This window comes from Porphyrobacter sp. GA68 (genome assembly GCF_022605525.1).
GTDB lineage: Bacteria > Pseudomonadota > Alphaproteobacteria > Sphingomonadales > Sphingomonadaceae > Qipengyuania_B.
The window spans coordinates 568,104-590,924 of sequence record NZ_JAKQYJ010000002.1; the positions used below are offsets into that span (position 1 = coordinate 568,104).

Annotated in this window: 21 protein-coding genes and 1 tRNA gene; 9 read left to right on the top strand and 13 right to left on the bottom strand. The window is 62.3% G+C overall.

Features of this window, described 5'->3' with window-relative positions; all coding sequences use genetic code 11:
* Nucleotides 1-26: 26 nt before the first annotated feature.
* The gene (gyrA, locus tag LHJ54_RS10500; protein ID WP_241721449.1) at nucleotides 27-2,729 is read right to left on the bottom strand and encodes a DNA gyrase subunit A; all 2,703 of its coding nucleotides are present in this window, start codon (nucleotides 2,727-2,729) and stop codon (nucleotides 27-29) included.
* Nucleotides 2,730-3,088: 359 nt separating this feature from the next.
* Between gyrA and LHJ54_RS10505 the strand changes: the two genes are divergently transcribed.
* From LHJ54_RS10505 to LHJ54_RS10515, 3 genes are all read left to right on the top strand, one after another.
* Nucleotides 3,089-4,420, top strand: a complete 1,332-nt coding sequence (locus LHJ54_RS10505) for a tetratricopeptide repeat protein (RefSeq protein ID WP_228243849.1) — start codon at nucleotides 3,089-3,091, stop codon at nucleotides 4,418-4,420.
* Between the two features lie 208 nt (nucleotides 4,421-4,628).
* Complete coding sequence (gene lipA, locus LHJ54_RS10510) at nucleotides 4,629-5,588, top strand: lipoyl synthase (protein ID WP_228243850.1); 960 nt, start codon at nucleotides 4,629-4,631, stop codon at nucleotides 5,586-5,588.
* A complete protein-coding gene (locus LHJ54_RS10515; protein WP_228243851.1) occupies nucleotides 5,588-6,043 on the top strand; it encodes a type II toxin-antitoxin system RatA family toxin in 456 nt (151 codons plus the stop codon). The genes lipA and LHJ54_RS10515 overlap by 1 nt, the downstream gene beginning before the upstream one ends.
* Here LHJ54_RS10515 and LHJ54_RS10520 read toward each other — a convergent pair.
* Both LHJ54_RS10520 and LHJ54_RS10525 read right to left on the bottom strand, forming a co-directional pair.
* Complete coding sequence (locus LHJ54_RS10520; protein WP_228243852.1) at nucleotides 6,035-6,565, bottom strand: CinA family protein; 531 nt, start codon at nucleotides 6,563-6,565, stop codon at nucleotides 6,035-6,037. The genes LHJ54_RS10515 and LHJ54_RS10520 overlap by 9 nt on opposite strands.
* Nucleotides 6,566-6,575: 10 nt before the next feature.
* A complete protein-coding gene (locus LHJ54_RS10525) occupies nucleotides 6,576-7,727 on the bottom strand; it encodes a bifunctional 2-C-methyl-D-erythritol 4-phosphate cytidylyltransferase/2-C-methyl-D-erythritol 2,4-cyclodiphosphate synthase (protein ID WP_228243853.1) in 1,152 nt (383 codons plus the stop codon).
* Nucleotides 7,728-7,795: 68 nt separating this feature from the next.
* On the opposite strand from LHJ54_RS10525, the gene dusB reads away from it, so the two are divergent.
* The 5 genes from dusB to hflX all read left to right on the top strand — a co-directional run bounded on the left by dusB (nucleotide 7,796) and on the right by hflX (nucleotide 14,598).
* Nucleotides 7,796-8,812, top strand: a complete 1,017-nt coding sequence (gene dusB / locus LHJ54_RS10530) for a tRNA dihydrouridine synthase DusB (RefSeq protein ID WP_228243854.1) — start codon at nucleotides 7,796-7,798, stop codon at nucleotides 8,810-8,812.
* 114 nt (nucleotides 8,813-8,926) lie between these two features.
* Nucleotides 8,927-11,128: an ATP-binding protein gene (locus LHJ54_RS10535; protein ID WP_228243855.1), complete on the top strand. Its 2,202-nt coding sequence runs from the start codon at nucleotides 8,927-8,929 to the stop codon at nucleotides 11,126-11,128.
* 20 nt (nucleotides 11,129-11,148) lie between these two features.
* On the top strand, nucleotides 11,149-12,540 hold the full coding sequence (locus LHJ54_RS10540) for a sigma-54 dependent transcriptional regulator (protein ID WP_228243856.1): 1,392 nt from the start codon (nucleotides 11,149-11,151) through the stop codon (nucleotides 12,538-12,540).
* A gap of 160 nt (nucleotides 12,541-12,700) precedes the next feature.
* Nucleotides 12,701-13,252, top strand: a complete 552-nt coding sequence (gene hfq, locus LHJ54_RS10545; protein WP_228243857.1) for an RNA chaperone Hfq — start codon at nucleotides 12,701-12,703, stop codon at nucleotides 13,250-13,252.
* Complete coding sequence (gene hflX, locus LHJ54_RS10550) at nucleotides 13,234-14,598, top strand: GTPase HflX (protein ID WP_228243858.1); 1,365 nt, start codon at nucleotides 13,234-13,236, stop codon at nucleotides 14,596-14,598. The genes hfq and hflX overlap by 19 nt, the downstream gene beginning before the upstream one ends.
* Here the strand turns inward: hflX and mazG are convergent.
* From mazG to LHJ54_RS10595, 9 genes are all read right to left on the bottom strand, one after another.
* Nucleotides 14,552-15,313 carry a nucleoside triphosphate pyrophosphohydrolase gene (gene mazG, locus LHJ54_RS10555; RefSeq protein ID WP_241721442.1) on the bottom strand — a complete coding sequence of 254 codons (762 nt, stop codon included), beginning with the start codon at nucleotides 15,311-15,313 and terminating at the stop codon, nucleotides 14,552-14,554. The genes hflX and mazG overlap by 47 nt on opposite strands.
* A gap of 103 nt (nucleotides 15,314-15,416) precedes the next feature.
* A complete protein-coding gene (locus tag LHJ54_RS10560; RefSeq protein WP_228243860.1) occupies nucleotides 15,417-15,590 on the bottom strand; it encodes a hypothetical protein in 174 nt (57 codons plus the stop codon).
* A complete protein-coding gene (locus LHJ54_RS10565; RefSeq protein ID WP_228243862.1) occupies nucleotides 15,587-16,354 on the bottom strand; it encodes an MBL fold metallo-hydrolase in 768 nt (255 codons plus the stop codon). Before LHJ54_RS10565 ends, LHJ54_RS10560 begins: the two co-directional genes overlap by 4 nt.
* Nucleotides 16,351-17,130, bottom strand: coding sequence for a TatD family hydrolase (locus LHJ54_RS10570; protein WP_228243863.1), 780 nt, complete (start codon nucleotides 17,128-17,130; stop codon nucleotides 16,351-16,353). The genes LHJ54_RS10565 and LHJ54_RS10570 overlap by 4 nt, the downstream gene beginning before the upstream one ends.
* On the bottom strand, nucleotides 17,127-18,677 hold the full coding sequence (gene metG, locus LHJ54_RS10575; protein WP_228243864.1) for a methionine--tRNA ligase: 1,551 nt from the start codon (nucleotides 18,675-18,677) through the stop codon (nucleotides 17,127-17,129). The genes LHJ54_RS10570 and metG overlap by 4 nt, the downstream gene beginning before the upstream one ends.
* On the bottom strand, nucleotides 18,670-19,533 hold the full coding sequence (locus LHJ54_RS10580; protein ID WP_228243865.1) for a DNA polymerase III subunit delta': 864 nt from the start codon (nucleotides 19,531-19,533) through the stop codon (nucleotides 18,670-18,672). The genes metG and LHJ54_RS10580 overlap by 8 nt, the downstream gene beginning before the upstream one ends.
* Entirely contained in the window at nucleotides 19,530-20,168 is a 639-nt protein-coding gene (gene tmk, locus LHJ54_RS10585; RefSeq protein WP_228243866.1) for a dTMP kinase, read from the bottom strand. Before tmk ends, LHJ54_RS10580 begins: the two co-directional genes overlap by 4 nt.
* Nucleotides 20,165-21,349 (bottom strand): D-alanyl-D-alanine carboxypeptidase family protein, encoded by a 1,185-nt coding sequence (locus LHJ54_RS10590; RefSeq protein WP_228243867.1) that lies wholly within the window; start codon nucleotides 21,347-21,349, stop codon nucleotides 20,165-20,167. The genes tmk and LHJ54_RS10590 overlap by 4 nt, the downstream gene beginning before the upstream one ends.
* A gap of 19 nt (nucleotides 21,350-21,368) precedes the next feature.
* On the bottom strand, nucleotides 21,369-22,382 hold the full coding sequence (locus LHJ54_RS10595; protein ID WP_228243868.1) for a lytic transglycosylase domain-containing protein: 1,014 nt from the start codon (nucleotides 22,380-22,382) through the stop codon (nucleotides 21,369-21,371).
* 103 nt (nucleotides 22,383-22,485) lie between these two features.
* Here LHJ54_RS10595 and LHJ54_RS10600 point away from each other — a divergent pair.
* Nucleotides 22,486-22,575: transfer RNA gene (locus LHJ54_RS10600), tRNA-Ser, on the top strand.
* A gap of 16 nt (nucleotides 22,576-22,591) precedes the next feature.
* Here the strand turns inward: LHJ54_RS10600 and LHJ54_RS10605 are convergent.
* A complete protein-coding gene (locus tag LHJ54_RS10605; RefSeq protein WP_228243869.1) occupies nucleotides 22,592-22,771 on the bottom strand; it encodes a hypothetical protein in 180 nt (59 codons plus the stop codon).
* Between the last annotated feature and the right edge of the window lie 50 nt (nucleotides 22,772-22,821).

Consider the following 22,821-nt stretch of genomic DNA (forward strand, 5'->3'; position numbering starts at 1 on the left):
GTAAACCTTCAACCCCGCCACCCAAGTCAGACGTCGAGCGGAGTGGGGTCGTCACGGTCCATGGTCGTTTCCGGCTGCGTCGTCTCGATCCCGCGTCCCGCCATTTCCTCTACAATCGCGGCCTCTGCCTCATTTTCAGGACCTGCTTCGTCGTCGATGCGGGCCGCTCCGACGACGTGCTCGCCGGCCGCGACGTCGAACAGGCGGACACCGGCCGAACCGCGCCCGATCACCCGCAGCGAGGACAGAGATATCCGGATCAGCTTCGCCTGATCCGTCACCAGCATCAACTGATCGTCCGGGGTGGCAGTGAAGCTGGCGACAACCGGGCCGTTGCGCTTGATGTTGTCGATGTTGACGATACCCTGTCCGCCCCGGCCAGTCCGGCGATACTCGTAGGCGGAGCTGATTTTGCCGTAGCCATTCGCGCAGACGGTCAGGATGAACTGTTCGGCTTGCGCCATCTCATGCTGCTGTGGGCTGGCATCGCCTGCGCCCTCGTTCACCTTCCACGGCGCCACGCGCAGATAGGCGTCCCGTTCGTCGGACGACCATGCGCCGCCGCTCAGGATGGCGAGGGAGATAACCTCGTCGTCGCCTTTCAACAGCATGCCGCGCACCCCCGTAGACGTGCGGCTGGCAAATTCGCGTATGTCTTCTCCGGCGAAGCGGATCGCTTTGCCCTGGCGGCTGGCAAGGAGAACATCGTCACCGGCATTCAGCAGCGCGACACCGATCAAGCGGTCATTCGAGCCATCTTCGAACCGCATGGCCAGCTTTCCGTTCGAAGGCACATTTGCAAACGCGTCCATCGAGTTCCGCCGCACATTGCCTCTCGCCGTGGCGAAAACGACATGAAGCGCGCCCCAGCTGGCCTCATCTTCCGGGAGGGGAAGAACCGCGGCAATTGTTTCGCCAGCGTCCAGCGCAGGCAGAAGATTGACGATGGGGCGTCCCCGCGTCTGGGGACCGCCTTCCGGCAGTTTCCAGACTTTCAGACGGTAAACCTTGCCGGCTGTGGAGAAAAACAGCACCGGATTGTGCGTGCTGGTGACGAACAGGTCGCTGATCGCGTCCTCTTGCTTTGTCGCCATTCCCGCGCGCCCCTTGCCACCGCGATGCTGCGCGCGAAAGGTGGAGAGCGGCGTACGCTTGATGTAACCATCCATGGTCACGGTGACGACCATTTCGTCCCGCTCGATCAGGTCTTCGTCGTCCAGTCCGTCCCACGCAGGGGCGATTTCGGACAGGCGCGGGGTTGCGAAGGCCGCGCGGATTTCGGCCAACTCCTGCCGCATGACTTCGTACAGCTTCACCCGGTCGGCCAGGATGCCGAGCAGATACGCGATCTGCTCCGACAAGTCACTGAGCTCGCCGCCAATCTCGTCACGGCCCAGCGCGGTCAGGCGGTGCAGCCGCAAATCGAGGATCGCGCGGACCTGCCGTTCCGAGAGGCGGTAGCTGCCGCTCGCCTGTTCGGCATTCACCTCGATCGCCTCGACAAGAGCGATGTATTGCGCGATGTCACCGATGGGCCACTCGCGCGCGAGCAGCTTGGTTCGCGCGTCAGCTGGATTGGTCGCACTGCGGATGATCCGCACCACCTCGTCGAGGTTCGACACCGCAACAACCAGACCAAGCAAGATATGCGCCCGTTCGCGCGCCTTGTTCAGTTCGAACTTGGTCCGGCGCGCGATTACTTCCTCGCGGAAGGCGATGAATGCCTGGATGATGTCTCGCAGGTTCAAGACTTCGGGCCGGCCACCCCGGATTGCAAGCATGTTTGCGGGGAAACTCGCCTGAGCCGGCGAATACCGCCAGACCTGATTGAGGACGACTTCGGCCGACGCGTCCCGCTTCAGGTCGATGACAATGCGAATTCCTTCGCGGCTGGACTCGTCGCGAATGTCGGAAATGCCCTCGATCCGCTTGTCCTTCGCGGCCTCGGCGATCTTTTCCACGAGGGCGTTCTTGCCCACCTGAAACGGAATGGAGGTGAGCACGATGGATTGCCGGTCGCCGCGTTGCTCCTCGATCGCATGCCGCGCCCGCATCAGGATGGATCCACGGCCCGTGGTATAGGCCGCCCGGCTGCCGGCCTGGCCCAGGATCAGCGGAGCCGTGGGAAAGTCAGGTCCGGGGATGATCTCGCACAGCTGCTCGGAAGTGATCGCGGGGTTGTCCATGAATGCAAAGCATCCATCGATCACCTCGCCCAGATTATGCGGCGGGATGTTCGTTGCCATCCCCACCGCGATACCGCCGGCACCGTTGACGAGCAGGTTGGGAAACCGTGCAGGCAATACAGTCGGTTCGCGCCGTGAACCGTCGTAGTTGTCAGCGAAGTTGACCGTGTCCTTGTCAAGGTCGTCGAGGAGTGCGTTGGCCACCCGCGCCAGTCGCGCTTCGGTGTATCGCATGGACGCCGGCGGGTCGGGGTCAACGCTGCCGAAATTGCCCTGGCCGTCGATCAGCGGCACCCGCATCGACCAATCCTGCGTCATGCGCGCCAGAGCGTCATAGATCGCGCTGTCGCCATGGGGATGGTAATTACCCATGACGTCGCCCACGATCTTGGCGCTCTTGCGGTACGGGCGTCCGGCGACGAAGCCGCCTTCCTGGCTGGCGTAGAGGATGCGCCGGTGAACAGGCTTCAACCCATCGCGAACATCGGGAAGGGCGCGGCTTACGATGACGCTCATCGCGTAATCGAGATAACTCGTTTTCATCTCGTCGACGATGTCGACCCGCTCATAGGGGCTTGGTGAAGCGGGACGGGAGTCAAGCAGATCGGTGTCGCTCAAGGATTTCTTCCAGTTCTTGGGAGGCGTTCTGAAGGTCTTCTTAGCCGCAAAGGGCCAGCTTTTGCCACCGGCAGCGGGAACAAGATGGCTTGCCCAGAAGCTTTATCCACACAAGTGGCGGTGATGTGCGGGATAGGGTCGAATATGGGTTTTGCCTTGCCGGTATTCAAACGGTATTCAGCCCGCCGCCCCTACTTCGCAGGCAGTTCGGGTGGATCGGTCACGCAGGCAACACAAAGGTTTACGTTCTGCGCACGTGACCCACGCAAGGAAAAGGATCAAAGATGATTTCCAGAATACTTTCAGGCAAGCTGCCGCGTGGCAATGTATCGCTGGCAGCCCTTGCGGTCGCCATGGCGACGGGTTCGGTGCTGACGTTCACCGCACTGGAAGCGCCCGCGAGTGCCCAGACCAGGGCCGAGCGGCAACAGGCCCAGAGGGCGGAGCGGCAACAGGCCCAGGGACAGTATTCCGAAGCTTTCGTGGCCGCTTACCGCCCGGTGGCTGAGCTGCTGAATGCAACACCGCGAGATGCCGCCGCCCTGCGGGCCGCCGCGCCTTCCATCGCGGCCGCGATATCCACCCCCGATGACAAGCTGGCGGGCGGGCAGTTCATCTACTCGGCCGGGCGCGAAAACAGCGACAATGCGATGCAGCTGCAGGGGCTGAGCCTTATGCTGGAGAGTGGCAAACTGCCACCGCAGAGCTTGGGCGAAATCAATTTTGTTGCCGGGCAGCTTGCTTTTCAGGCCCAGGATTACGGCCGCGCGCGCAGCTATCTTATGGCCTCGGTGCAGGCAGGCTACACCGCTAACGATCCCCACCTGCTGATTGCCGAGACTCATTTTCAGCAGAATGACACTGCGGGCGGGCTGGCCTATCTGTCGCAGCAGATCGAACGACAGATCGCCGCTGGCCAGACGCCTGCAAGCGAGTACATCCGCAAGGGCCTCGCCACGGCCTATACAGGCGACAACAAGGCCGAAGCGATCAGGTTTGCGCAGATGTTCGCGCAGTACCATCCCTCCGCCGACAGCTGGGGCGACGCCGTTGTTGTGACCCGCTCCAGCGGAGACTTTACCGATGACGACATGCTGGACCTGCTTCGCCTTCAGCGTGCGACCAAGACATTCCGCGAAGGACGGGAGTACCTGAGCTATGTCGAATTCGCCGATCCCCGACGCCTGCCTAACGAAGTGCAGCAGGTTATCGACGAAGGTTATGCCTCGGGCAAGCTTGATCGCGGCAACACCTTCGCGTCCGAGGCGCTGACGACTGCCCGGGCGCGGCAGGGTCAGCTCACCGGCGACTTCGCCGGGCTGGAGCGCGATGCGAATGCCAGTGGCGCGCGTCTGGCGACGGTCATGGCCGCAGGCAACGTGGCGCTCGATCTGGGGCAGTATGCCAAGGCGGAAGGGTTCTATCGCCGTGCGCTCACCATGCCGGGCGCTGATACTGCAACCGTGCTCAACCGCATGGGCATCGCGCAGGTGAACCAGGGCAAGTATGCGGATGCCGTAGCAACCTTCAATCAGGTGGAAGGAAGCCGCGCAGCCGTCTCTAAGCTATGGGCTACTTACGCTCAACAACGAGCCGGCGGCGCGACCGGCGCCTGAAGTAAAATTTCAGAAAGTTGGGAAATGGCGGCGCCTGGCGGTGCTGCCATTTCTGCTCTCTCGCCATCGTTCTGGACGGGCTGCTGTGGCGAGACGCGGCAAGTTCAACTGCTTGCACCGGGCGTTTCTACCCGATCAACATGCTTCCTATTAGTTCGTTCGGTCGCGACTGCGACACCGCCTTGCGGCCCGTCACACGCCCGCCTAGATGGGCGGCATGAACGACATGTCCTCCCCGCCGCCCTTGACCGAGCCGCGCCCGCCGCGGCAGCGCAAGCCGGACTGGATTCGGGTCAAGGCGCCGGTGGGCAAGGGGTATCAGGAAACCCGCACGTTGATGCGCGACCTGTCGCTCAACACCGTCTGCGAAGAAGCTGCATGCCCCAACATTGGCGAATGCTGGGAGAAGAAGCACGCGACGGTGATGATCCTTGGGGATGTCTGCACCCGTGCCTGCGCCTTCTGCAACGTGAAGACAGGCATGCCGCGGACTGTCGACCCGCTGGAGCCGGAACATGTCGCCGCCGCCGCCGCCAAGCTGGGTCTGCAACACATCGTGGTCACGTCAGTCGACCGAGACGACCTGCCCGATGGTGGGGCAGGGCACTTCGTCAGAGTCATCGAGGCGCTGCGTCGGGAGACGCCGGGTACCACTATCGAGATCCTGACGCCAGACTTCCGCAACAAGATGCGCCCTGCGGTGGAAGCGATTTGCGCTGCCGGACCCGATGTTTACAATCACAATCTCGAAACTGTGCCGAGGCTTTATCCGACCATTCGCCCAGGTGCGCGATATTACGCGTCGCTGCGCCTGCTGGAAGAAGTAAAGGCGCATGACTCGCTGATCTTCACGAAGTCCGGTATCATGCTGGGCCTGGGGGAGCAGCGGCTTGAAGTGCATCAGGTCATGGACGACATGCGCAGTGCGGACGTCGATTTCATCACCATGGGTCAGTATCTGCAACCCACGCCGCGCCACGCCAATGTTGAGGAGTTTGTCAACCCTAAAGCGTTCGCCGCATATGGGTCCATTGCGCGGGCCAAAGGGTTTCTGCAGGTCGCGGCCAGTCCGCTGACCAGATCCAGCTATCACGCGGGCGATGACTTCGCGAAGATGCGGGCTGCGCGTGAAGCGAAGATCGCCGCCAAAGCCGCCCAGGTGCGCTGATGCCGTCGATCCGTGAAACCCGCCGCATGCCCTATTCGGCCGAGCAGATGTTTGATCTCGTCGCCGACGTCGGCAATTACCCGCAGTTCCTTCCGTGGGTGATTGCGACCAGAGTCACGACCAACAGCGATACGCGGATGGTCGCGGACATGGTGGTCGGGTTCAAGGCCATTCGTGAGAAGTTCACCTCGGCCGTCACCAAGGATAGACCGTCTTCCATACGCGTGCAGTATGTCGATGGACCCTTGCGCGATCTCGACAACAGGTGGCACTTCCGCCCGATCGATCCACGAACGTGCGAAATCGATTTCTGCGTCGACTTCAAGTTTAAAAGCCGCATCTTCGAAGCGCTTGCCGGACAGTATCTCGACCGCGCATTTCGCAAGATGGTTGCCGCTTTTGAAGCTCGCGCAGCTGAATTGTACGGCCAGCCAGAAGCCGCCGCCTCAGGCTGAGGTGATCGTGTCGCTGTCGCGCGGCAGAAGAAGTTCGAGCGCGCATAAGGTCGCCGCCCGCCGGACGCCAGCGCGGCTGTGTTCCTCGAATTTGCGGAGTTCGGTGTCCTCGTGCCTCACCTGACCACGCACCGCTCTTGCAAATACCACAGTGCCAACCGGCTTCAGCGCGGTTCCGCCATCGGGTCCGGCCACTCCGCTGACGGCAACGGCAACATCTGCCCCCGACCGGGCAAGAGCGCCTTGCGCCATCGCCCAGACGCAGGCGACCGACACCGCCCCGAATGTTTCGATGATGTCGCTCGCCACGTTCAGCACGTCCTGCTTCGCGGCGTTGGAATAGGTCACGAAACCGCGTTCGAACACCGCCGAAGCACCGGGCACTTCGGTAAGGGCGGCCGCCACCAGTCCGCCGGTGCAGCTTTCCGCGATCGCGACGGTGCGCCCGGCTGCGCGGTTTTCCTCGACGACCCGCCGTGCCAGATCCACGATCGCGTCGGGCAGCAGATGCTCATCGCTCATACGGGCGGCATTACGTTTGTTTCAGCAAGGTCGCAACTGCCTGGGCCGCGATACCTTCAGCTCGTCCGGTGAAGCCGAGCCCTTCGGTAGTGGTCGCCTTGATGCTCACGAGCGATGAATGTGCCTCCACCAGCTCGGCGATGCGATTTTGCATGGCGGTTCTGTGCGGGCCGATGCGGGGGGTTTCGCAGATGACGGTAAGATCGATATTCCCGATGACATATCCCTGCTCCGCCACCAACCGGACAGCATGACGCAGAAACTTGTCCGAGGAAGCGCCTTTCCATTGCGGATCACTGGGCGGAAAGTGCGTGCCGATGTCGCCTTCGCCAATCGCGCCGAGAAGCGCATCCACCAGTGCGTGCAGAACCACGTCCGCGTCGGAATGGCCCGCCAGACCGACCGGACTGTCTATTCTGATGCCGCCAAGCCAAAGTTCCTCGCCCGCAGCCAGGCGATGCACGTCAAAGCCGGTGCCGACCCGCACCGCAGGAGCCTGATCTGGGAAGTCGGCCGCAAAGGTGATCTTCTTCAGCGCCTCGTCTCCTTCCACAAAGGCAATCGTGCCCCCATTCGCCAGCACAACCTGTGCATCATCGCCCGCATCCGGCTCTCTGTTCCAGGCGCGATGCGCGGCATCGATGGCGCTGGACCGGAAGGCCTGCGGCGTCTGGACACGCCACAGCGCGTCCCGGTCAGCAGTGCACGTCATCAGTCCGTCCGAACCTTGCGCAAGGCTGTCGACCACCGGCAGGACCGGAATGGCCCCGTCATGCCGGTCCAAAGCGGCAAGAAGCCGGGCTACGACACGGTGCGTGACGCCTGGCCGTGCGGCATCGTGGATCAGAACCCGATCAGCCGCACCGCCACGCGCCCGCAAGCCGTTGCGAACCGATTGCTGGCGGGTAGGGCCGCCTGCCACCAGCGTTACCGGCGCGGTGCATCCGCTTGTCATCGTTTCGACCGTGGCTTCGGCGCCAGCTGGATGAACAACGATGATTTCCTGCGCGCCCATGGCGCAGAACGCATCCAGCGAATGCGCAAGCAGCGGCTTGCCACGATAGCGGGCGAACTGCTTGGGCTTGCCCCCGCCGGCCCGGCTGCCGGAACCGCCAGCCACAATGATCGCGCTGAAAGCGGGCAGGGCGCCATGGTCATCCATGCCGCGCGCGCTAACCGGTTGCCGCGCGGACCGCAATGCATTACCTGCCGCCGCGGAAAAGCCCTGGTATGACTGACTTCCCCGCACCGCCAACCCTTAAGCCGATCGCCATCGGACCGGTTGCCATAGCTGTGCCGGTCATTCTGGCACCCATGACCGGTGTGACGGACATGCCGTTTCGCAAGCTGGTCCGCCGCTATGGCTCGGGCCTCAACGTGACCGAAATGATCGCCTCGCCGGCCATGATACGCGAAACCAGGCAAAGCCTGCAGAAGGCGGCGTGGGATGCGGTGGAGGAACCGGTGTCGCTGCAGCTTGCCGGTTGCTCGCCTGCAGAGATGGCGGAGGCGGCGAAGCTGAATGCGGACCGCGGGGCGGCCATCATCGACATCAACATGGGGTGCCCTGTGAAGAAGGTCGTGAACGGTGATGCGGGCAGCGCGCTGATGCGCGATCTGCCGCTGGCCGCGAGCCTCATCGATGCCACGGTGAAAGCGGTCGATGTCCCCGTCACAGTCAAGATGCGCATGGGTTGGGACCACGCCTCGCTCAACGCACCCGAACTTGCACGCATCGCAGAAAGCCTCGGCGCACAGATGATCACTGTGCACGGGCGCACGCGCAACCAGATGTACAAGGGCTCAGCCGATTGGGGCTTTGTGCGGAAGGTGAAAGAGGCCGTCACGATCCCCGTAATCGTCAACGGGGATATTTGCACCATAGCCGACAGCAGCGCCGCGCTGGAGCAATCGGGTGCGGACGGCGTGATGATCGGGCGCGGGGCATATGGTAAACCGTGGCTGCTTGGTCAGGTAATGCACTGGTGGCGAACGGGCAACGCTTTCGCGGACCCGGACCTCAGCGAACAGTACGCGCTGATCCGGGAGCATTACGGCGCCATGCTGGAGCACTATGGTGCGGACATCGGGGTACGCATCGCCCGCAAGCATCTCGGTTGGTACACCAAGGGGCTGCCCGGCTCGGCGGAGTTCCGGAACCGGGTCAATTTCATCGAACAAGCCGCGACCGTCCTTGACGAGCTTGCACGTTTTTTCGAACCGCTGTTGCACCGCAAGGCGGCGTGATCTGACCCGAGCGACGGCACATCCCGCCGCGTTGGGTGACTTGCTGAAAAATTAACTCTTGCGAAAATGCAACAGGCGGGTTGTAACCCGGCAACTATGTCCCCGGCACCCGCAATGAGCAGCGAGAAAACGCCGCCAAAAAGGTCTGCCCACCGCCTGCTGGGCGGAAGGGCACCACGCGGAAACCTGTTCCTGTGGCTGGAATTCGGGTCGGCCACCGCGCTCATCCTGATGATCTGGGCGGCATACTGGAGCTTCAGTTCGGCCTCTCCGGGCGGCCAGATCCTCCCGTCGGCTCAGGTCACGATGCTGCTGGTCGGGGCGTTGGTTCCGGCCATGGCCCTTCTGGTGCTGGGCGGTCGGCGATTGGCGCTTCGCAGGGCTGCAGGCAGCACAGCGCGGCTGCACGTCCGGCTCGTCTTTCTGTTTTCCCTGATTGCCGCTGTTCCGACGCTGCTGTTCGCGGCCTTCGCCGCCATCCTGTTCAAGTTCGGGGTCGACTTCTTCTTTTCGGACGCTTCGCGCGGCCTCATGGAAAATGCCAATCAGCTTGCCGAGGGGTATTACCAGAACAACCAGCTCGACGTGGCGCGCGAAACGGTTGCGATGGCGGGCGACATGCGGGCCTATCTTGAGCAAGGCAGCATCCTCGATAGCAGCTTTGCTACCTGGTACGGATACCAGGCGCAAAGCCGCGATCTGAGCGAGTCCGTTATTCTTCAGGAAGCGGCCGATGGCACCACGCGGATCGCCGCGCTCCTTAACCTTCGCGGCGACAACCAACCGGCCGATTTCGTCAACCGGCATCTTGCGGCGATCAAGGGCGGCCAGCTGGTTTATGTGGAAGGCGGACCGGCGCGGATCGAGGCCGTTTCTGCCATCGACGTACAAAGCGGCATCTATCTTTATACTTCGCGCAATTCGGAAGCGGAAAGCTTCGCCTACTGGAAGAAGGCGGAGGCGATCGCTGCCGATTACAACCTGCTGACTGAACGCGCCCGCGCCTTGCAGCTGCGCTTTGTCCTTGCGCTGTTTTTCGTCAGTCTTGCGCTGGTCGCCTTTGCCGTCTGGTTCGCCTTGCGGTTTGCCGATCGGCAGGTCCAGCCCCTGACCGAACTGGTCGCGGCCGCCCGGAGGGTCGGGGCCGGCAACTTCTCCTTGCGGGTGGCGGGCCGTACCAGTGGTGATGAGATTGGCCTCCTCAACCGCGCGTTCAACCGCATGACGGCGCAACTGGAAAAACAGACCGCTGCGCTGCTCAAGGCCAATCACCAGCTCGACGAGCGGCGCAGTTTCACCGAGGCGGTGCTGGAATCGGTCAGCGCCGGGATCGTCTCTGTTGATCAGGGCGGGCGCATCCTCTTGATGAACGCTTCTGCGCAACAGGTTCTTTTCGAGCGGCAGGGTCCGGTCGAGGCGGGTCACATCCTGACGGATGTCGCTCCTGAGATCGCCGCCCTTATCGAAAGCAGCTCCGGGCAGGGGCTGGTCACCATGACGCGTGGCGGGGAACTCATCACTCTGGCCGTGAAGGTTCGGGCGCAGCATGACGGGCACGTCATCACCTTTGACGACATCACCCGGCAGATCATCGATCAGCGTCAGGCCGCCTGGTCGGACGTGGCTCGGCGCATCGCGCACGAGATCAAGAACCCGCTGACCCCCATCCAGCTCGCAACAGAGCGGCTGAAGCGGCGGTATCGCAAACAGATAGCAGCGGACGGCGAGCTGTTCGACGACCTCACAAGCACCATCGTTCGCCAGGTGGGTGACCTGCGCAAGATGGTGGACGAATTCTCCTCCTTCGCGCGGCTGCCCAAGCCCGTCTTCCGGCAGGAAGATGCGGCCGATCTCGTCCGCCAGGCGCTCTTTCTTCAGGAAGTGGCGCGCCAGGACATTCGGTTCACCTACGCCGAAGAGGGAGACGATCTGCGTTTCATGTGCGACCGCCATCAGGTCGGGCAGGCCGTGACCAACGTGCTCAAGAACGCGGTGGAGGCCATCGATGCGCGCAAGGTGAACGAGCCGGGCGAGTGGACGGGCCGCGTAGCAGTGACTGTTTCGGTTACGGATGATTTCGTCACCGTATCCACGACGGACAACGGCATCGGCCTGCCCAAGGATTACGAGCGCATTGTCGAACCGTATGTGACCACTCGCGAGAAGGGGACTGGTCTTGGCCTGGCCATTGTCAGCAAGATTGTGGAAGAGCACGGCGGCGACCTTGCCTTTCATCCGCAGGCCGATGGCGGCTCAACCGTGGTTCTCCGCTTCGCCAGATCGCCTGTTGCGTCTGACTTGCGGGCAGCCGGTTGAAATTAATGGAGAGCGGATAAGTGGCCCTGGACATACTTGTAGTCGATGACGAGCGCGATATTCGCGAGTTGGTCGCGGGGGTGCTGAGCGACGAAGGCTACAGCTGCCGCACCGCGGGCGACAGCGCCTCGGCGCTGGCGGCGGTGGATGACAAGCGGCCACACCTCGTCCTGCTGGACGTCTGGCTCCACGGCAGCCCGATGGACGGGCTGGAGGTTCTCGACGCGCTGAAGCAACGCGAACCCGATCTGCCGGTCATCATCTTTTCCGGCCACGGCAACATCGACACCGCCGTGTCGGCCGTCAGCCGGGGTGCGGTGGACTTCATCGAGAAGCCGTTTGAAACCGAACGACTGCTGCTGCTGGTGGAACGGGCTACAGCTACTGAAAAGCTGCGTCGCAACATGATCGGCTTGCAGCAGCGTCTGCCCAACGACAGCGAATTCACCGGTCACTCCGCTGCAATCAACAATGTTCGCGCAACCCTGAAAAGAGTGGCAGGGACGGGTAGTCGCGTCCTGATCACCGGGCCGGCGGGGTCAGGCAAGGAGATCGCCGCGCGGCTGCTGCACAGCTGGAGCAGCCGGGCTGACAATGCGTTCGTGGTGGTTAATTCGGCCCGCATCACGCCAGAACGTTTCGAGGAGGAACTGTTTGGAGAGGAAGCCGACGGCAAGCTGGTGCGCCCCGGATTGCTGGAACTGGCCGACGGCGGAACGCTGTACTTCGATGAAGTCGCAGACATGCCCCTTTCGACGCAGGCGCGGATCCTTCGCGTGCTTACGGAGCAGAGTTTCGTCAGGGTCGGCGGCAACCGGCAGATCGGGGTGGACGCACGAGTGGTGTCTTCAACCGCACGCGATCTCGACAAGGAAATCGCCGAGAAGCGGTTCAGAGAGGACTTGTTCTACCGCCTGGCTGTCGTTCCGGTGGCAGTTCCTCCGCTGGCAGACCGGCGTGAGGACATCCCAGCGCTGGCAGAATACTTCTTCGCGCGCTTCGCCGCCAGCCAGAGCCTGCAACCACCTGACATCAGCCCCGAGGCGCTGGCGGTGCTGCAATCATACGATTGGCCGGGCAATGTGCGCCAGTTGCGCAACGTGGTAGAACGCACGATCATCCTTTCGCCGCGGGAAGAACTGTCCTGCATCCAGCCCGACATGCTGCCAAGCGAGGTGCTGGGCGTTCAGGCACGCCAATCAAGCGGCAGCCTGTCCACCTTGATGGGGGCGCCTTTGCGAGAGGCGCGGGAGAATTTCGAACGCGAGTACCTGTCGGTGCAAATTCGCCGCTTCTCCGGCAACATATCGAGGACCGCCAGCTTTATCGGAATGGAGCGCAGCGCCCTTCACCGAAAGCTGAAGCTGCTCGGACTGGGCGAAAGGCGGCTTGATGAAAGTGAAATCGATTGAAGCCCGACCTGGGCCCTTGAGGAAACCAACCGCCCGCCAGATCATTTCGCTTCATAGTTGCGGCCACATCAACGGACGGGTGGATAGCGGGGCTCTGGGGCTGAACGATGTCGCCGCGTTCTTCGCCGCTCGTCGAGGGCCATAGGACAGGAGAACTTCAATGCCGGGTGGATCGACCCTCAGCGTGCGGCCTACGGCACCGAAGAAAGCGGCGCCGCAACAGGAAGGCGCCGACAAGCAGAAACCCGGCAATTTGCAGGACGCGTTCCTGAACCATCTGCGCAAGAACAAGACTTCCGTCACCATGTTTCTGGTCAAGGGCGTCAAACTGCAGGGCATCATAACCTGGTTCGACAACTTTTCCGTGCTTCTGCGGCGCGACGGCCAAGCCCAGCTCGTTTACAAGCACGCCATCTCAACCATCATGCCCGCACAGCAGACCGACCCCAGGCAGTTCGCGAGTCACCCGATCACTCCGAAGCAGAAGATTCTTCAGGATATCTTCCTGTCCCGGGTTGCAGAGGCCGAGGTCCAGGTCACGGTGTTTCTGGTCAACGGGGTTATGCTGCAAGGCCGTCTCGCCTCATACGACCTCTTCTGCGTCTTGCTAGAGAGGGATGGGTACGTGCAGCTCGCCTACAAGCATGCGGTTTCTACCATACAGCCTGCAGAAACTGTTGATCTCAGCGACGAATGGGAAGGCGAGAGCTGATTTTTGACGATGGTTTGACGGAAGAAGTCACGCGTGGTGCACGCGGGCTGGTGGTGTGCCCCGACATCCGCGGGGTCGAGTATGACCGGAATGCGTCCGCTCGGCTTGAAGAGGCAGAGGGTCTCGCCGCAGCGATCGGTATTCGCCGCGTCGGCAGCGTCATCATACCTGTTCGCACAGTCCGGCCCGCGACCTTGTTCGGAAAAGGCCAGATCGACAACATCGCCGCCGCCTGCGAGCGGGACGAGGTACAGCTGGTCATCATCGACGGGCCGCTTACACCCATCCAGCAGCGAAACCTGGAACAGGAATTGCAGCGGAAGGTCATCGACCGGACGGGTCTGATCCTGGAAATCTTCGGCGAGCGGGCGGCAACTGCGGAAGGCCGGCTGCAGGTAGAACTTGCCCACCTCGAGTATCAGCAAAGCCGCCTGGTGCGAAGCTGGACACACCTTGAGCGGCAACGTGGTGGATACGGTTTCCTGGGAGGCCCGGGAGAGACGCAGATCGAGGCGGACCGACGAATGATCCGCCAGCGGATCGCGAGGCTGCGCCGGGAACTTGATCAGGTCCGCCGCACCCGCACGCTGCATCGCGAACGCAGGGGAAGGGCGCCCTGGCCGGTCATCGCGCTGGTGGGCTACACCAATGCGGGCAAATCTACCCTGTTCAATCGACTTACCGGTGCCGACGTGGTGGCGCAGGACATGCTGTTTGCCACGCTCGATCCCACCATGCGGGCAATCGCATTGCCGGGGATCGAAAAGGCTATCCTGTCGGACACGGTGGGGTTCATCTCGGATCTGCCGACACAGCTTGTCGCCGCATTCCGCGCCACTCTGGAGGAGGTAACCGAGGCTGACCTCATCTGTCATGTGCGCGATATTGCCGGAGAACAGACCCAGGCGGAACGCGAACAGGTGCATACCATTCTGGCCGATCTCGGGGTTATTCAGACGAGCGGCGAGCCGCCTCTGGTTCCTGTCGTGGAAGTGCTGAACAAAATCGACCAGCTGGACCCTGATCGACGAGCGGCCTTGCTTGAGCAGGCGCGCGAAGACCCCTCGATGGTGCCTGTGTCGGCCCTGACGGGGGAGGGGGTCGACTTGCTGTTACGTCGGTTGTCCGAACAGCTGTCGCTGCAATCGCGGGAATACAGGCTTGCTTTGCCGCTGAGTGATGGCAGAAGGCTCGCCTGGCTTCACGAACACGGTGAAGTTGTACGCGAAACCCGCGATGTGGCAGCAGGTATGCAGCATGTGCTGGTTCGCCTGTCACCAAAGGCGTTCGGGCAATTCATTAAGCTACCTGGGGCGAAGGGCAGCCCGGTTGCTCCCGCAGTTTGACGCTCTGCCACAAAGCTTCCTGCTCCTCCAGGGACAGGGAAGAAAATGCATCGGCTGCCAGTTCTTCCATGGCACGATACCGCCGCTCGAACTTCTCGTTCGCGCTCCGTAAAGCTTGCTCACCATCAATCCCGTATGCGCGGAGAAGATTGACGGCAGCGAACAGGAGATCGCCCGCTTCTTCGGCACGCGCAGTGTCGTCAGGAGCCGCCGTGAATTCGTCGATCTCCTCATGCAGTTTTGCAAGCGGGCCTTCGACGTTCGGCCAGTCGAACCCATCGCGGGCGGCCCGTTTCTGCAGCTTTTGCGCCCGCATCAGCGCCGGTAAAGCGCGCGCCACTCCATCCATCGAGCTGTCCGCGCCCTTGTCGGCGCGCTCGGTGTGCTTGAGCTCTTCCCACCGAACATCTGTCATGCCGCTGTCTATGGCGTGAGTTTTCGTATCGAAAACATGCGGGTGTCGTGCGATCATCTTGGCGGTGATCCCGGCAGCCACGTCCGCAAAGCTGAACGCGCCAGCCTCAGCAGCGATTTGCGCGTGATACACTACCTGAAGCAGAAGATCGCCCAGTTCTTCCTTTAACGCTGTCACGTCAGCGCGGTCGATTGCATCGGCGACTTCGTAAGCTTCTTCAATCGTATACGGCGCAACGGAGGCAAAATCCTGCGCTAGATCCCAAGTGCAACCAGTGTCTGGATCGCGCAGTCGCCGCATCACTGACAGCAGGGGCGCTAAGGAGTGATCAGCATTCATGGGCAACTCGCAAGACTCAGGAGAATGATAATAGATATTATGTAAAATGAACGGCGGTTTAGCGTCAGGCCGCCATCAATGTCGAGGTAAGGATCGCGACCACGGCAAAAATCACTATCCACGCACCTGCCAGTATCGCGCCTCTTTTGAAGTCCATCTGTCTGGCGCGCAACGCGCTCAGCGCAAGGATCAGGAAGCCGCCGAGTGCCACCAGGGAGACGATAGCATACTCGTTCACACCACGATCTCCATGCCGTCATACCCGACAAAAACATGGTCGGGGAGTTCCGCGCTGACTGCCGCGTAATCCATCGTGTTATCCATGTGTGTCAGAACGACCTGCTGCGCGCGCACGGCGGCGGCAAACTCCAGCGCCATCTCGAGGTTCGCGTGAGTCGGATGATTCTGTCGGCGCAGGCAGTCGCTGACCAACAGCTTCACTCCGTCAAACAAAGTCAGCATCTCATCCGTAATCTCGTGAAAATCAACAGCATAGCCAATTGATTTATCACTGCACTCGAACAAAAGTCCTGTGCTTGTCATCGATCCGTGCGGCATTTCACAATGGCGGATGGAACAGCCGGCAACCAGATGCAGCTTGTTGAGCTGCGCCAGTTCAACAATCGTGGAATATCCGTCCCGCCCGGCAAAGACATAACCGAACCGCCCACGAAGCCGGCGCACCGTTTCCTCGCCCGCGAACCCGGGCAACGGATTGCTGCGGCCATAGCGCATCGGTCGCAGATCATCGATACCATGGCAGTGATCCGCATGGTCGTGGGTCCACACGATCGCGTCCACGGCGTCTATCTGCTGATCGAGCAATTGCATCCGCAAATCTGTCGAAGTGTCGATCAGGATCCGTTTTCCATCCTCGCTTTCGATCATCGCGGAGCAGCGGGATCTTCGGTTCTTCGGCTCTGCCGGATCGCACTCGCCCCAATCGTTGCCTATGCGCGGCACACCCGTTGAAGTTCCGGTGCCAAGCAGGATGAGCTTCATGGCGCCGCCTTGCTGAAAAGGCGCCGGAAGTTGGCGGTTGTCTGCTCAGCGAGGCACTCTGGCGACGTTCCTCGCAAGTCGGCAAGGAAGCTGAGAGTATCTGTCAGGTACGCCGGCTCGCACACGCGGCCGCGATGGGGAACAGGCGCCAGGAACGGGCTGTCGGTCTCCACCAGGAGCCGATCTTGCGGCACTTTGGCCGCCACGGCCTGAACACTCCTGGCGTTCTTGAAGGTCACAATGCCGGAAATCGAAATGCAAAGGCCGAGTTCTAGGACCGCTTCGGCGAATGCCTCCGTCCCGGTGAAGCAGTGGATCAAGGCTGGAAAGTTGCCCGACTGCAACTCCTCCCGCAGGATGCCGAGCGTATCCTCCTCTGCATCACGCGTGTGGATGATCACCGGCAGGCCAAGCTCGCGCGCCGCGGCTAGGTGCCGGCGAAACAGCGTTTGCTGCGCCATGCGGTCGGAATGATCGTAAAAGTAGTCCAGCCCAGTTTCACCCAGACCGATAACCTTGGGGTGATCAGCGGCATCGACCAATGTGTCGCTCGTAACATCGAGATGCTGATCGGCGGCATGCGGATGCACGCCGATGCTGGCCCATACATCCGGCTCCCGTTCCGCGACTGCGACGATCTGGGACCACTCCGCCTTCTTGGTCGAGATGTTGAGGAACCCGCCAACACCGGCAGAGCGCGCTCGGTTCAGGACGCCGACCTGATCCTCCACGAGGCCTTCGTAGTTGAGATGACAATGGCTGTCGATCAAGGTCATGTCGGCGGGCTTTCCGGCAGTTCAAGCCGCGGAAAGAGAGGAACGGGCTGAGCAATGGTGTAGGCGCCCTCCCCACCTTCGGCATCAATGTGGGCGAAGGTCCGGGCGTCATCCGGCACATGCATCGTGTCGAGCACCCGAGCGGCGCTGCGCGGGATCACCGGCTGTATGGCTGTCGCGAGGCAACGGATGGCGCTGCACAGCACTGCCAGCACCGTCTCCATCCGCTCCGGGTCGGACTTCCTCAGCGCCCAGGGTGCCTGCTCATCCACATAGGCGTTGCAGGCGAACACCGCCTGCATCCACGCATCAAGCCCCTGGTTGAGCAAAAGTGCCTCGAAGTGCTGGGGCAGCGTCCTGGCGCACGCCTCGCGAACCTGTGACAGAAATGCCCGATCCTCTGCCTGAAGTTCTTGTCTGACAGAAGCTTTGCCATGCAGGTTCTTGAATATGAACCCGAACACTCGCTGCACCAGATTGCCAAAACTGTTCGCCAGGTCAGCGTTCGAACGCATCACGATTGCCTCGTGAGACCATGTTCCGTCCTGCCCGAACGATACCTCCCGCATCAGGAAGTAGCGCAGCACATCGACGCCGTAGCGCTGTGCAAGCTCCAGAGGATCGGTCACATTGCCCAGGCTCTTCGACTCTTTGCGCCCTTGGTTAAGGACAAAGCCATGGCCATAAACCTTGCGCGGCAACGGAAGGCCGGCGCTCATGAGAAACGCGGGCCAGTAGACAGCGTGAAAGCGAACAATGTCCTTGCCGACGAGGTGCAGGTCGGCCGGCCAGAAACGCTGTAAGTCGACCGCCGGCTCGGGATAGCCCAGGCCCGTCAGATAGTTGGTGAGTGCATCGACCCAGACATACATCACATGGGTGTCTGATCCAGGTACCCGGACGCCCCATTCGAAGCTCGTCCGGCTCACCGAAAGGTCGCGAAGCCCGGATGATACAAACGCCCGCATCTCGTTCCGACGGCTGGCGGGCGCAATGAAGTCGGGCTGTTCATCATACAGCGCCAGCAAGCGATCCTGATAATTGCTCAGCCGGAAGAACCAGCTTTCTTCCACCGTCCACTCGACGGGAGTACCCTGGGGCGACAGGCGTTCACCGCCCTCGCCCACGACTAACTCCTTGTCGTCGTAGAAGGCTTCATCGCGGACCGAGTACCATCCTTCATAGCGGTCAAGGTAAAGGTCGCCGCTGCGCTCCATCGCCTGCCACAATGCCTGGCTCGCGGCATGATGCGCTGGCTCAACCGTGCGGATGAAACGGTCGAAGGATATATCAAGACCGTCAGCCATCTCCCGGAAATAGGATGACATTTCGTCAGCCAGTTCGCGTGGTGTGCGGCCTTCTTCCTTGGCCTTGCGCGCCATCTTCAGGCCATGCTCATCCGTTCCAGTCTGAAATCGTACCAAGCGGCCTTGCAGGCGGTGGAAGCGGGCGATTACATCGGCCGCGATCGCTTCGTAGGCGTGCCCGATGTGCGGACGGCCGTTGGGATAGTTTATCGCAGTGGTTATGTAATACGGTTCAGCCATTGCGCGCGGCGATAGGGCCGCGAAGGCTGGCGAGCAAGGCCGCGATACGGGCCGCCGCCAAGTCCGGATCGTAGTTATAGGTGGCAAGCTCTCTCTCCAAGAGCCCCAACTCCTGGTAAATGCCATCCAGCGCAGGCATTTCTTTACTGCCTGCGGCTGGCAGGTGATCGATCAGCCTGGTCCGCGCAAGTGCGATGACCGCGTGCAGTTCTTCCCGGCGTGGCCGCGCTCCCATCGCGGCCATCAAAGTTTCAGCGGAGTCATTGCCGGAAGCCGGTTCGCCTGCGACCATGCTCTCCACAGCCGCGCGGGCCGCATCCCGCACGGTCTGTGGACCTGCCTCGTCCCCAGATGGTGCATCTTGCGCAAGGAAGCGCAATACCCGGCAGCGGGACCTGATCGTGGCGAGTAACCTTCCCGGATTATGGCAGATGAGCAGGAACACAGTTCCACCGGGCGGCTCCTCCAGGCTTTTCAGCATGGCGTTGGCTGCCGCTGTCTCCAGATCGTCGATGGTGTCGACAATGATCGCACGGCGCGTGCCTGCACTTGGGCGGGTGGTCAGGCGTTGCTGTAGCCGACGGATCTGCGCGACAGAGATGCTGCGGGCAAGGTCGAACGGCTTGCCTTCCTCCTGCTTCCTGGCTTCGCTCGCGTCCTTCGGCTCCCGCTTAAGGTGCTCGATATCCGGATGGTAGCCGGCGGCGTCCTCGGAACCGACCAGCTCCGCCGCTGCGGCGAACGCAAACTTCCTCGCACCTGAACCAGCAGGACCGGCAAGCAGCCAGGCATGATGCATCCGCCCGCCCGTCAACGCGGCCGCCCAAGCTTCCTGTGCGGCGGCGTTGCTGCTCAACCCTCTACTCCCGGAAGCATCCTCAACGCGAAGCGGACCTGTTCCTGTATCCCGGAAATCGGGCCGGACCCGTCAATCACGACAAACCGCTCCGGCTCCTGCTGCGCCAGGAGGCGAAAGGCAGCCGCGACCTGTTGGTGATAGGCCGCACTCCGCTCCTCGATCGCATCAGTCTGCTGGTTCTCTCGCCGCTTGATCCGGCGGGCCGCCTCATGCGGCGGCACGTCGAGAAGAATTGTCTTGCTGGGCAGCAAACCCTTGCTGCCGATCACATGCAACTGGCGAACCTGTTCGAGTCCGATGCCGCTGGCAGCACCCTGATAAGCAAGGCTAGAGTCGATAAACCGATCGCAGATTACCCAACGGCCCGCTGCCAGCGCAGGCCTGATCAAGCGGGCCACGTGATCCGCTCTCGCTGCGGCGAACAGCAGCGCCTCTGCTTCGGCGCTCCATCCGGTTTCCGGCGGATCGAGAACCATCTGCCGGATAGCTTCGGCACCCGGAGTGCCGCCCGGCTCGCGCGTCAGCACGGCCGGGACGCCCTGCGCCTCCAGCCAGTCCGCGAGTAATCGCGCCTGCGTCGATTTCCCGCAGCCTTCCCCGCCTTCGAAACTGATCAGGTGCGCCTGCTTCAAGAGATCCAGCCGATGGCGCCGTTGAGCGTCCTTTGCAAAGCGTTGGCCCCCGGGACATCCTGCGCCGCCAACAGCGGCACGGTGTAGGGCGGCATACCATCGACCCGGACTTCCAGCAAAGCATAGGGCGCCCCTCTTTGTAGAGGAGCCTGCAGCGGCCCGTCGTATCGGACCTTCATGCGGACGGCGGGGGCAGTGCCCCTCAGCGTGGTGATCGTCAGGGGGCCACCTGTGACCAGGCCGACCGAGCGCACGGCGCCGCCCTGCACTTTCGCTTCCGCGATGGGTTGCCTGGCTGGCAACAGCCGATGCGCTTCGTAACGGGCAAAACCCCACTCCATCAGCGCACGGGCCGCCCGATCACGCGCTGCGGACGTGTCGCTGGCTGCCACCACCATGGCAAGGCGCCTGCCGTCCCGTTCCGCCGACCCGAGAAAGCCGAACCCGGCGGCGTCTGTGTAACCGGTCTTGAGTCCGTCCGCCCCCGGCACCCGCCCGGTGATCGGATCATGATTGCGCTGGGTAATACCATTGTATGTGAAGGTCCGGTGGCCGAAATACGCCTTGTAGAGCTGCGGGTGACGGGTGACCGTTGCTTCTGCCAGCTTCACCAGGTCCCGTGCGGTGGTGTAGGTTTCGCCGCCATCCGGCCAACCGTTGGGCGTGCTGAACCGGCTGTCCCGCATACCCAGTGCGCGGGCATTGCCGTTCATCAGGCGAAGCCATTCGGCCACTGACCCAGCTGCGCCTTCCGCCAGAACCACGGCGCCATCATTGGCAGACACGGTAGTGATCCCCACCAGCAGCTGATTCACCGACGGGCGGGCGCCGTTGGGCAGATACATGGTCGAGCCGACGCGGCTCCACTGTGCGAAGGTGTCAGGCCTGACCGGCAGCGATTGCGTGAGCGAGATCTTCCCCTGCTTGATCTGCTCGAACGCGGTGTAGGCCGTCATCACCTTGGCAATCGAGGCAGGCGCGAAACGCCGGTCCGCCTGCCGCGCGAACAGCGTCTGCCCGCTGGTCAGATCAACCAGCAGGGCGATCGGCGCATCCTGCTCGGTCGGCAATTGCGCCACCGCCGCCGTAGAAGCGGCGGCGAGAGGTTGTGGGCAAGCCAGAACGCAGGCGGCAAGAAAGGCCACTTTGGTCACGTCTCGCGGGACACTGGGCTTGCTCATATCAACCGTCCAGCGCTCCTTACCGCACGATCGCATCGGCAAGCAGACCAACGCTCATCGCGTAGTAATTAGAGCAGTTGTATTCCAGGATTGCGCGATAGTTGCCGGTCAGCAGATAGGCCGGCGTTCCAGGTCCGTCGGGCTGAAACAACGAGGCCAGCACGTTGTCGCCGATCACGCCTTGAGGGCGCACACCCAGCGCGCGCCACTCCGCCACCGTGCGCCAGGCGCTATGCCGGTCGTGAACGCGCGGGCAAGCCGGAGACACCATCCGCGTCTGCAGCTGGCTCCAGTCGAACCCGGCTCCCACCGTCGCGTTAACGCCCCATGGCTGTCCGGCCCGCCACCCTGCGTCACGCAGGTAGTTGGCGATCGATGCCAGCGTGTCGGCCGGGCTGTTGAACAGGTCGGCCCGTCCGTCCCCGTCTCCGTCCGTCGCCAGGCGCAGGTAAACGCTGGGAAGGAACTGCGGTCCGCCAAAAGCGCCCGCCCAGCTGCCGCGGAGCTGATCGCGGCTGTAACGGTTCTTGTCAGCGATCTTGAGGAGAGCAATCAGTTCCTCCTCGAACAATGCCCGCCGGCGGCCTTCCCACGCTAGTGTGGCAAGCGAGCGGGCGAGATCGAAATCCCCCATCACCCGCCCGTAGGAGGTTTCGTGGCCGTAGATGGCGATCACAATGGGTTCCGGCACCCCGTACTCGCGTTCCAGACGGGCAGCGAAATTGCCCATCTGTGCGTACAGGCGCCTGCCGCCGGCGATCCGCGCGGCGTCCACGTGGCGCGCGATGTACGCGCTGACCGGTGGGAATACGCCCGGCGCGCTCGGTGTGCCGGGCTGCGCCCGGTCCAGTTCAATCACGCGCTGGTTCGGCGTCAGCCCGCCCAGCATCTGTTCCACCGTTCGGGCGCTCACGCCTTCGGCCTGGGCGCGCTGGCCTACAGTCTGGAGATAGGAGTCAAAGGTTTGAGCCTTGACGGGGGCGCAGCCCAGGACGAGGGCAAGGCCCAGTGAAAGCAGCGAATATCGTAGCATACCGCATTGTGCGGGATTGGCGGCGCCACTTCAACAGTTTGTTGTTTGGCAAGACGGCAGCGGGTGATGACAAGCCGGCATCCGGGCGCTAGGCAACGGCGACGGACAGGTGGCAGAGCGGTTTAATGCAGCGGTCTTGAAAACCGCCGTGGGTGCAAGCTCACCGTGGGTTCGAATCCCACCCTGTCCGCCATCTGCCGGCTTGCGATCTACCGCTTCTTAGGCGGCGTCACCAGGTTCTGGTCTCGCCGCTGTTCAGCTGGATAGTTGCTCGGCGAAACATCAGATTGGTTCTGCAACGCGCTGTGATTTTCCACATTGGAAGAATCGTCATCGTCATCCCCATGACCGCTCATGCCTAGCGGCCCGTTGCGCTTTTCTTTGGTCATTTGCCTGCTCCTTCATGAACCAGAACGAAGCAGTCGCCGACCCTTTCCCC

Excerpts from the sequence above, each read along its gene's own strand:
- gyrA (WP_241721449.1), bottom strand. The coding sequence starts at position 2,729 with ATGAAAACGAGTTATCTCGATTACGCGATGAGCGTCATCGTAAGCCGC.
- LHJ54_RS10505 (WP_228243849.1), top strand. The coding sequence starts at position 3,089 with ATGATTTCCAGAATACTTTCAGGCAAGCTGCCGCGTGGCAATGTATCG.
- lipA (WP_228243850.1), top strand. The coding sequence starts at position 4,629 with ATGGGCGGCATGAACGACATGTCCTCCCCGCCGCCCTTGACCGAGCCG.
- LHJ54_RS10515 (WP_228243851.1), top strand. The coding sequence starts at position 5,588 with ATGCCGTCGATCCGTGAAACCCGCCGCATGCCCTATTCGGCCGAGCAG.
- LHJ54_RS10520 (WP_228243852.1), bottom strand. The coding sequence starts at position 6,565 with ATGAGCGATGAGCATCTGCTGCCCGACGCGATCGTGGATCTGGCACGG.
- LHJ54_RS10525 (WP_228243853.1), bottom strand. The coding sequence starts at position 7,727 with ATGGATGACCATGGCGCCCTGCCCGCTTTCAGCGCGATCATTGTGGCT.
- dusB (WP_228243854.1), top strand. The coding sequence starts at position 7,796 with ATGACTGACTTCCCCGCACCGCCAACCCTTAAGCCGATCGCCATCGGA.
- LHJ54_RS10535 (WP_228243855.1), top strand. The coding sequence starts at position 8,927 with ATGAGCAGCGAGAAAACGCCGCCAAAAAGGTCTGCCCACCGCCTGCTG.
- hfq (WP_228243857.1), top strand. The coding sequence starts at position 12,701 with ATGCCGGGTGGATCGACCCTCAGCGTGCGGCCTACGGCACCGAAGAAA.
- hflX (WP_228243858.1), top strand. The coding sequence starts at position 13,234 with ATGGGAAGGCGAGAGCTGATTTTTGACGATGGTTTGACGGAAGAAGTC.
- mazG (WP_241721442.1), bottom strand. The coding sequence starts at position 15,313 with ATGCGGCGACTGCGCGATCCAGACACTGGTTGCACTTGGGATCTAGCG.
- LHJ54_RS10565 (WP_228243862.1), bottom strand. The coding sequence starts at position 16,354 with ATGAAGCTCATCCTGCTTGGCACCGGAACTTCAACGGGTGTGCCGCGC.
- LHJ54_RS10570 (WP_228243863.1), bottom strand. The coding sequence starts at position 17,130 with ATGACCTTGATCGACAGCCATTGTCATCTCAACTACGAAGGCCTCGTG.
- metG (WP_228243864.1), bottom strand. The coding sequence starts at position 18,677 with ATGGCTGAACCGTATTACATAACCACTGCGATAAACTATCCCAACGGC.
- LHJ54_RS10590 (WP_228243867.1), bottom strand. The coding sequence starts at position 21,349 with ATGAGCAAGCCCAGTGTCCCGCGAGACGTGACCAAAGTGGCCTTTCTT.
- LHJ54_RS10595 (WP_228243868.1), bottom strand. The coding sequence starts at position 22,382 with ATGCTACGATATTCGCTGCTTTCACTGGGCCTTGCCCTCGTCCTGGGC.
- LHJ54_RS10605 (WP_228243869.1), bottom strand. The coding sequence starts at position 22,771 with ATGACCAAAGAAAAGCGCAACGGGCCGCTAGGCATGAGCGGTCATGGG.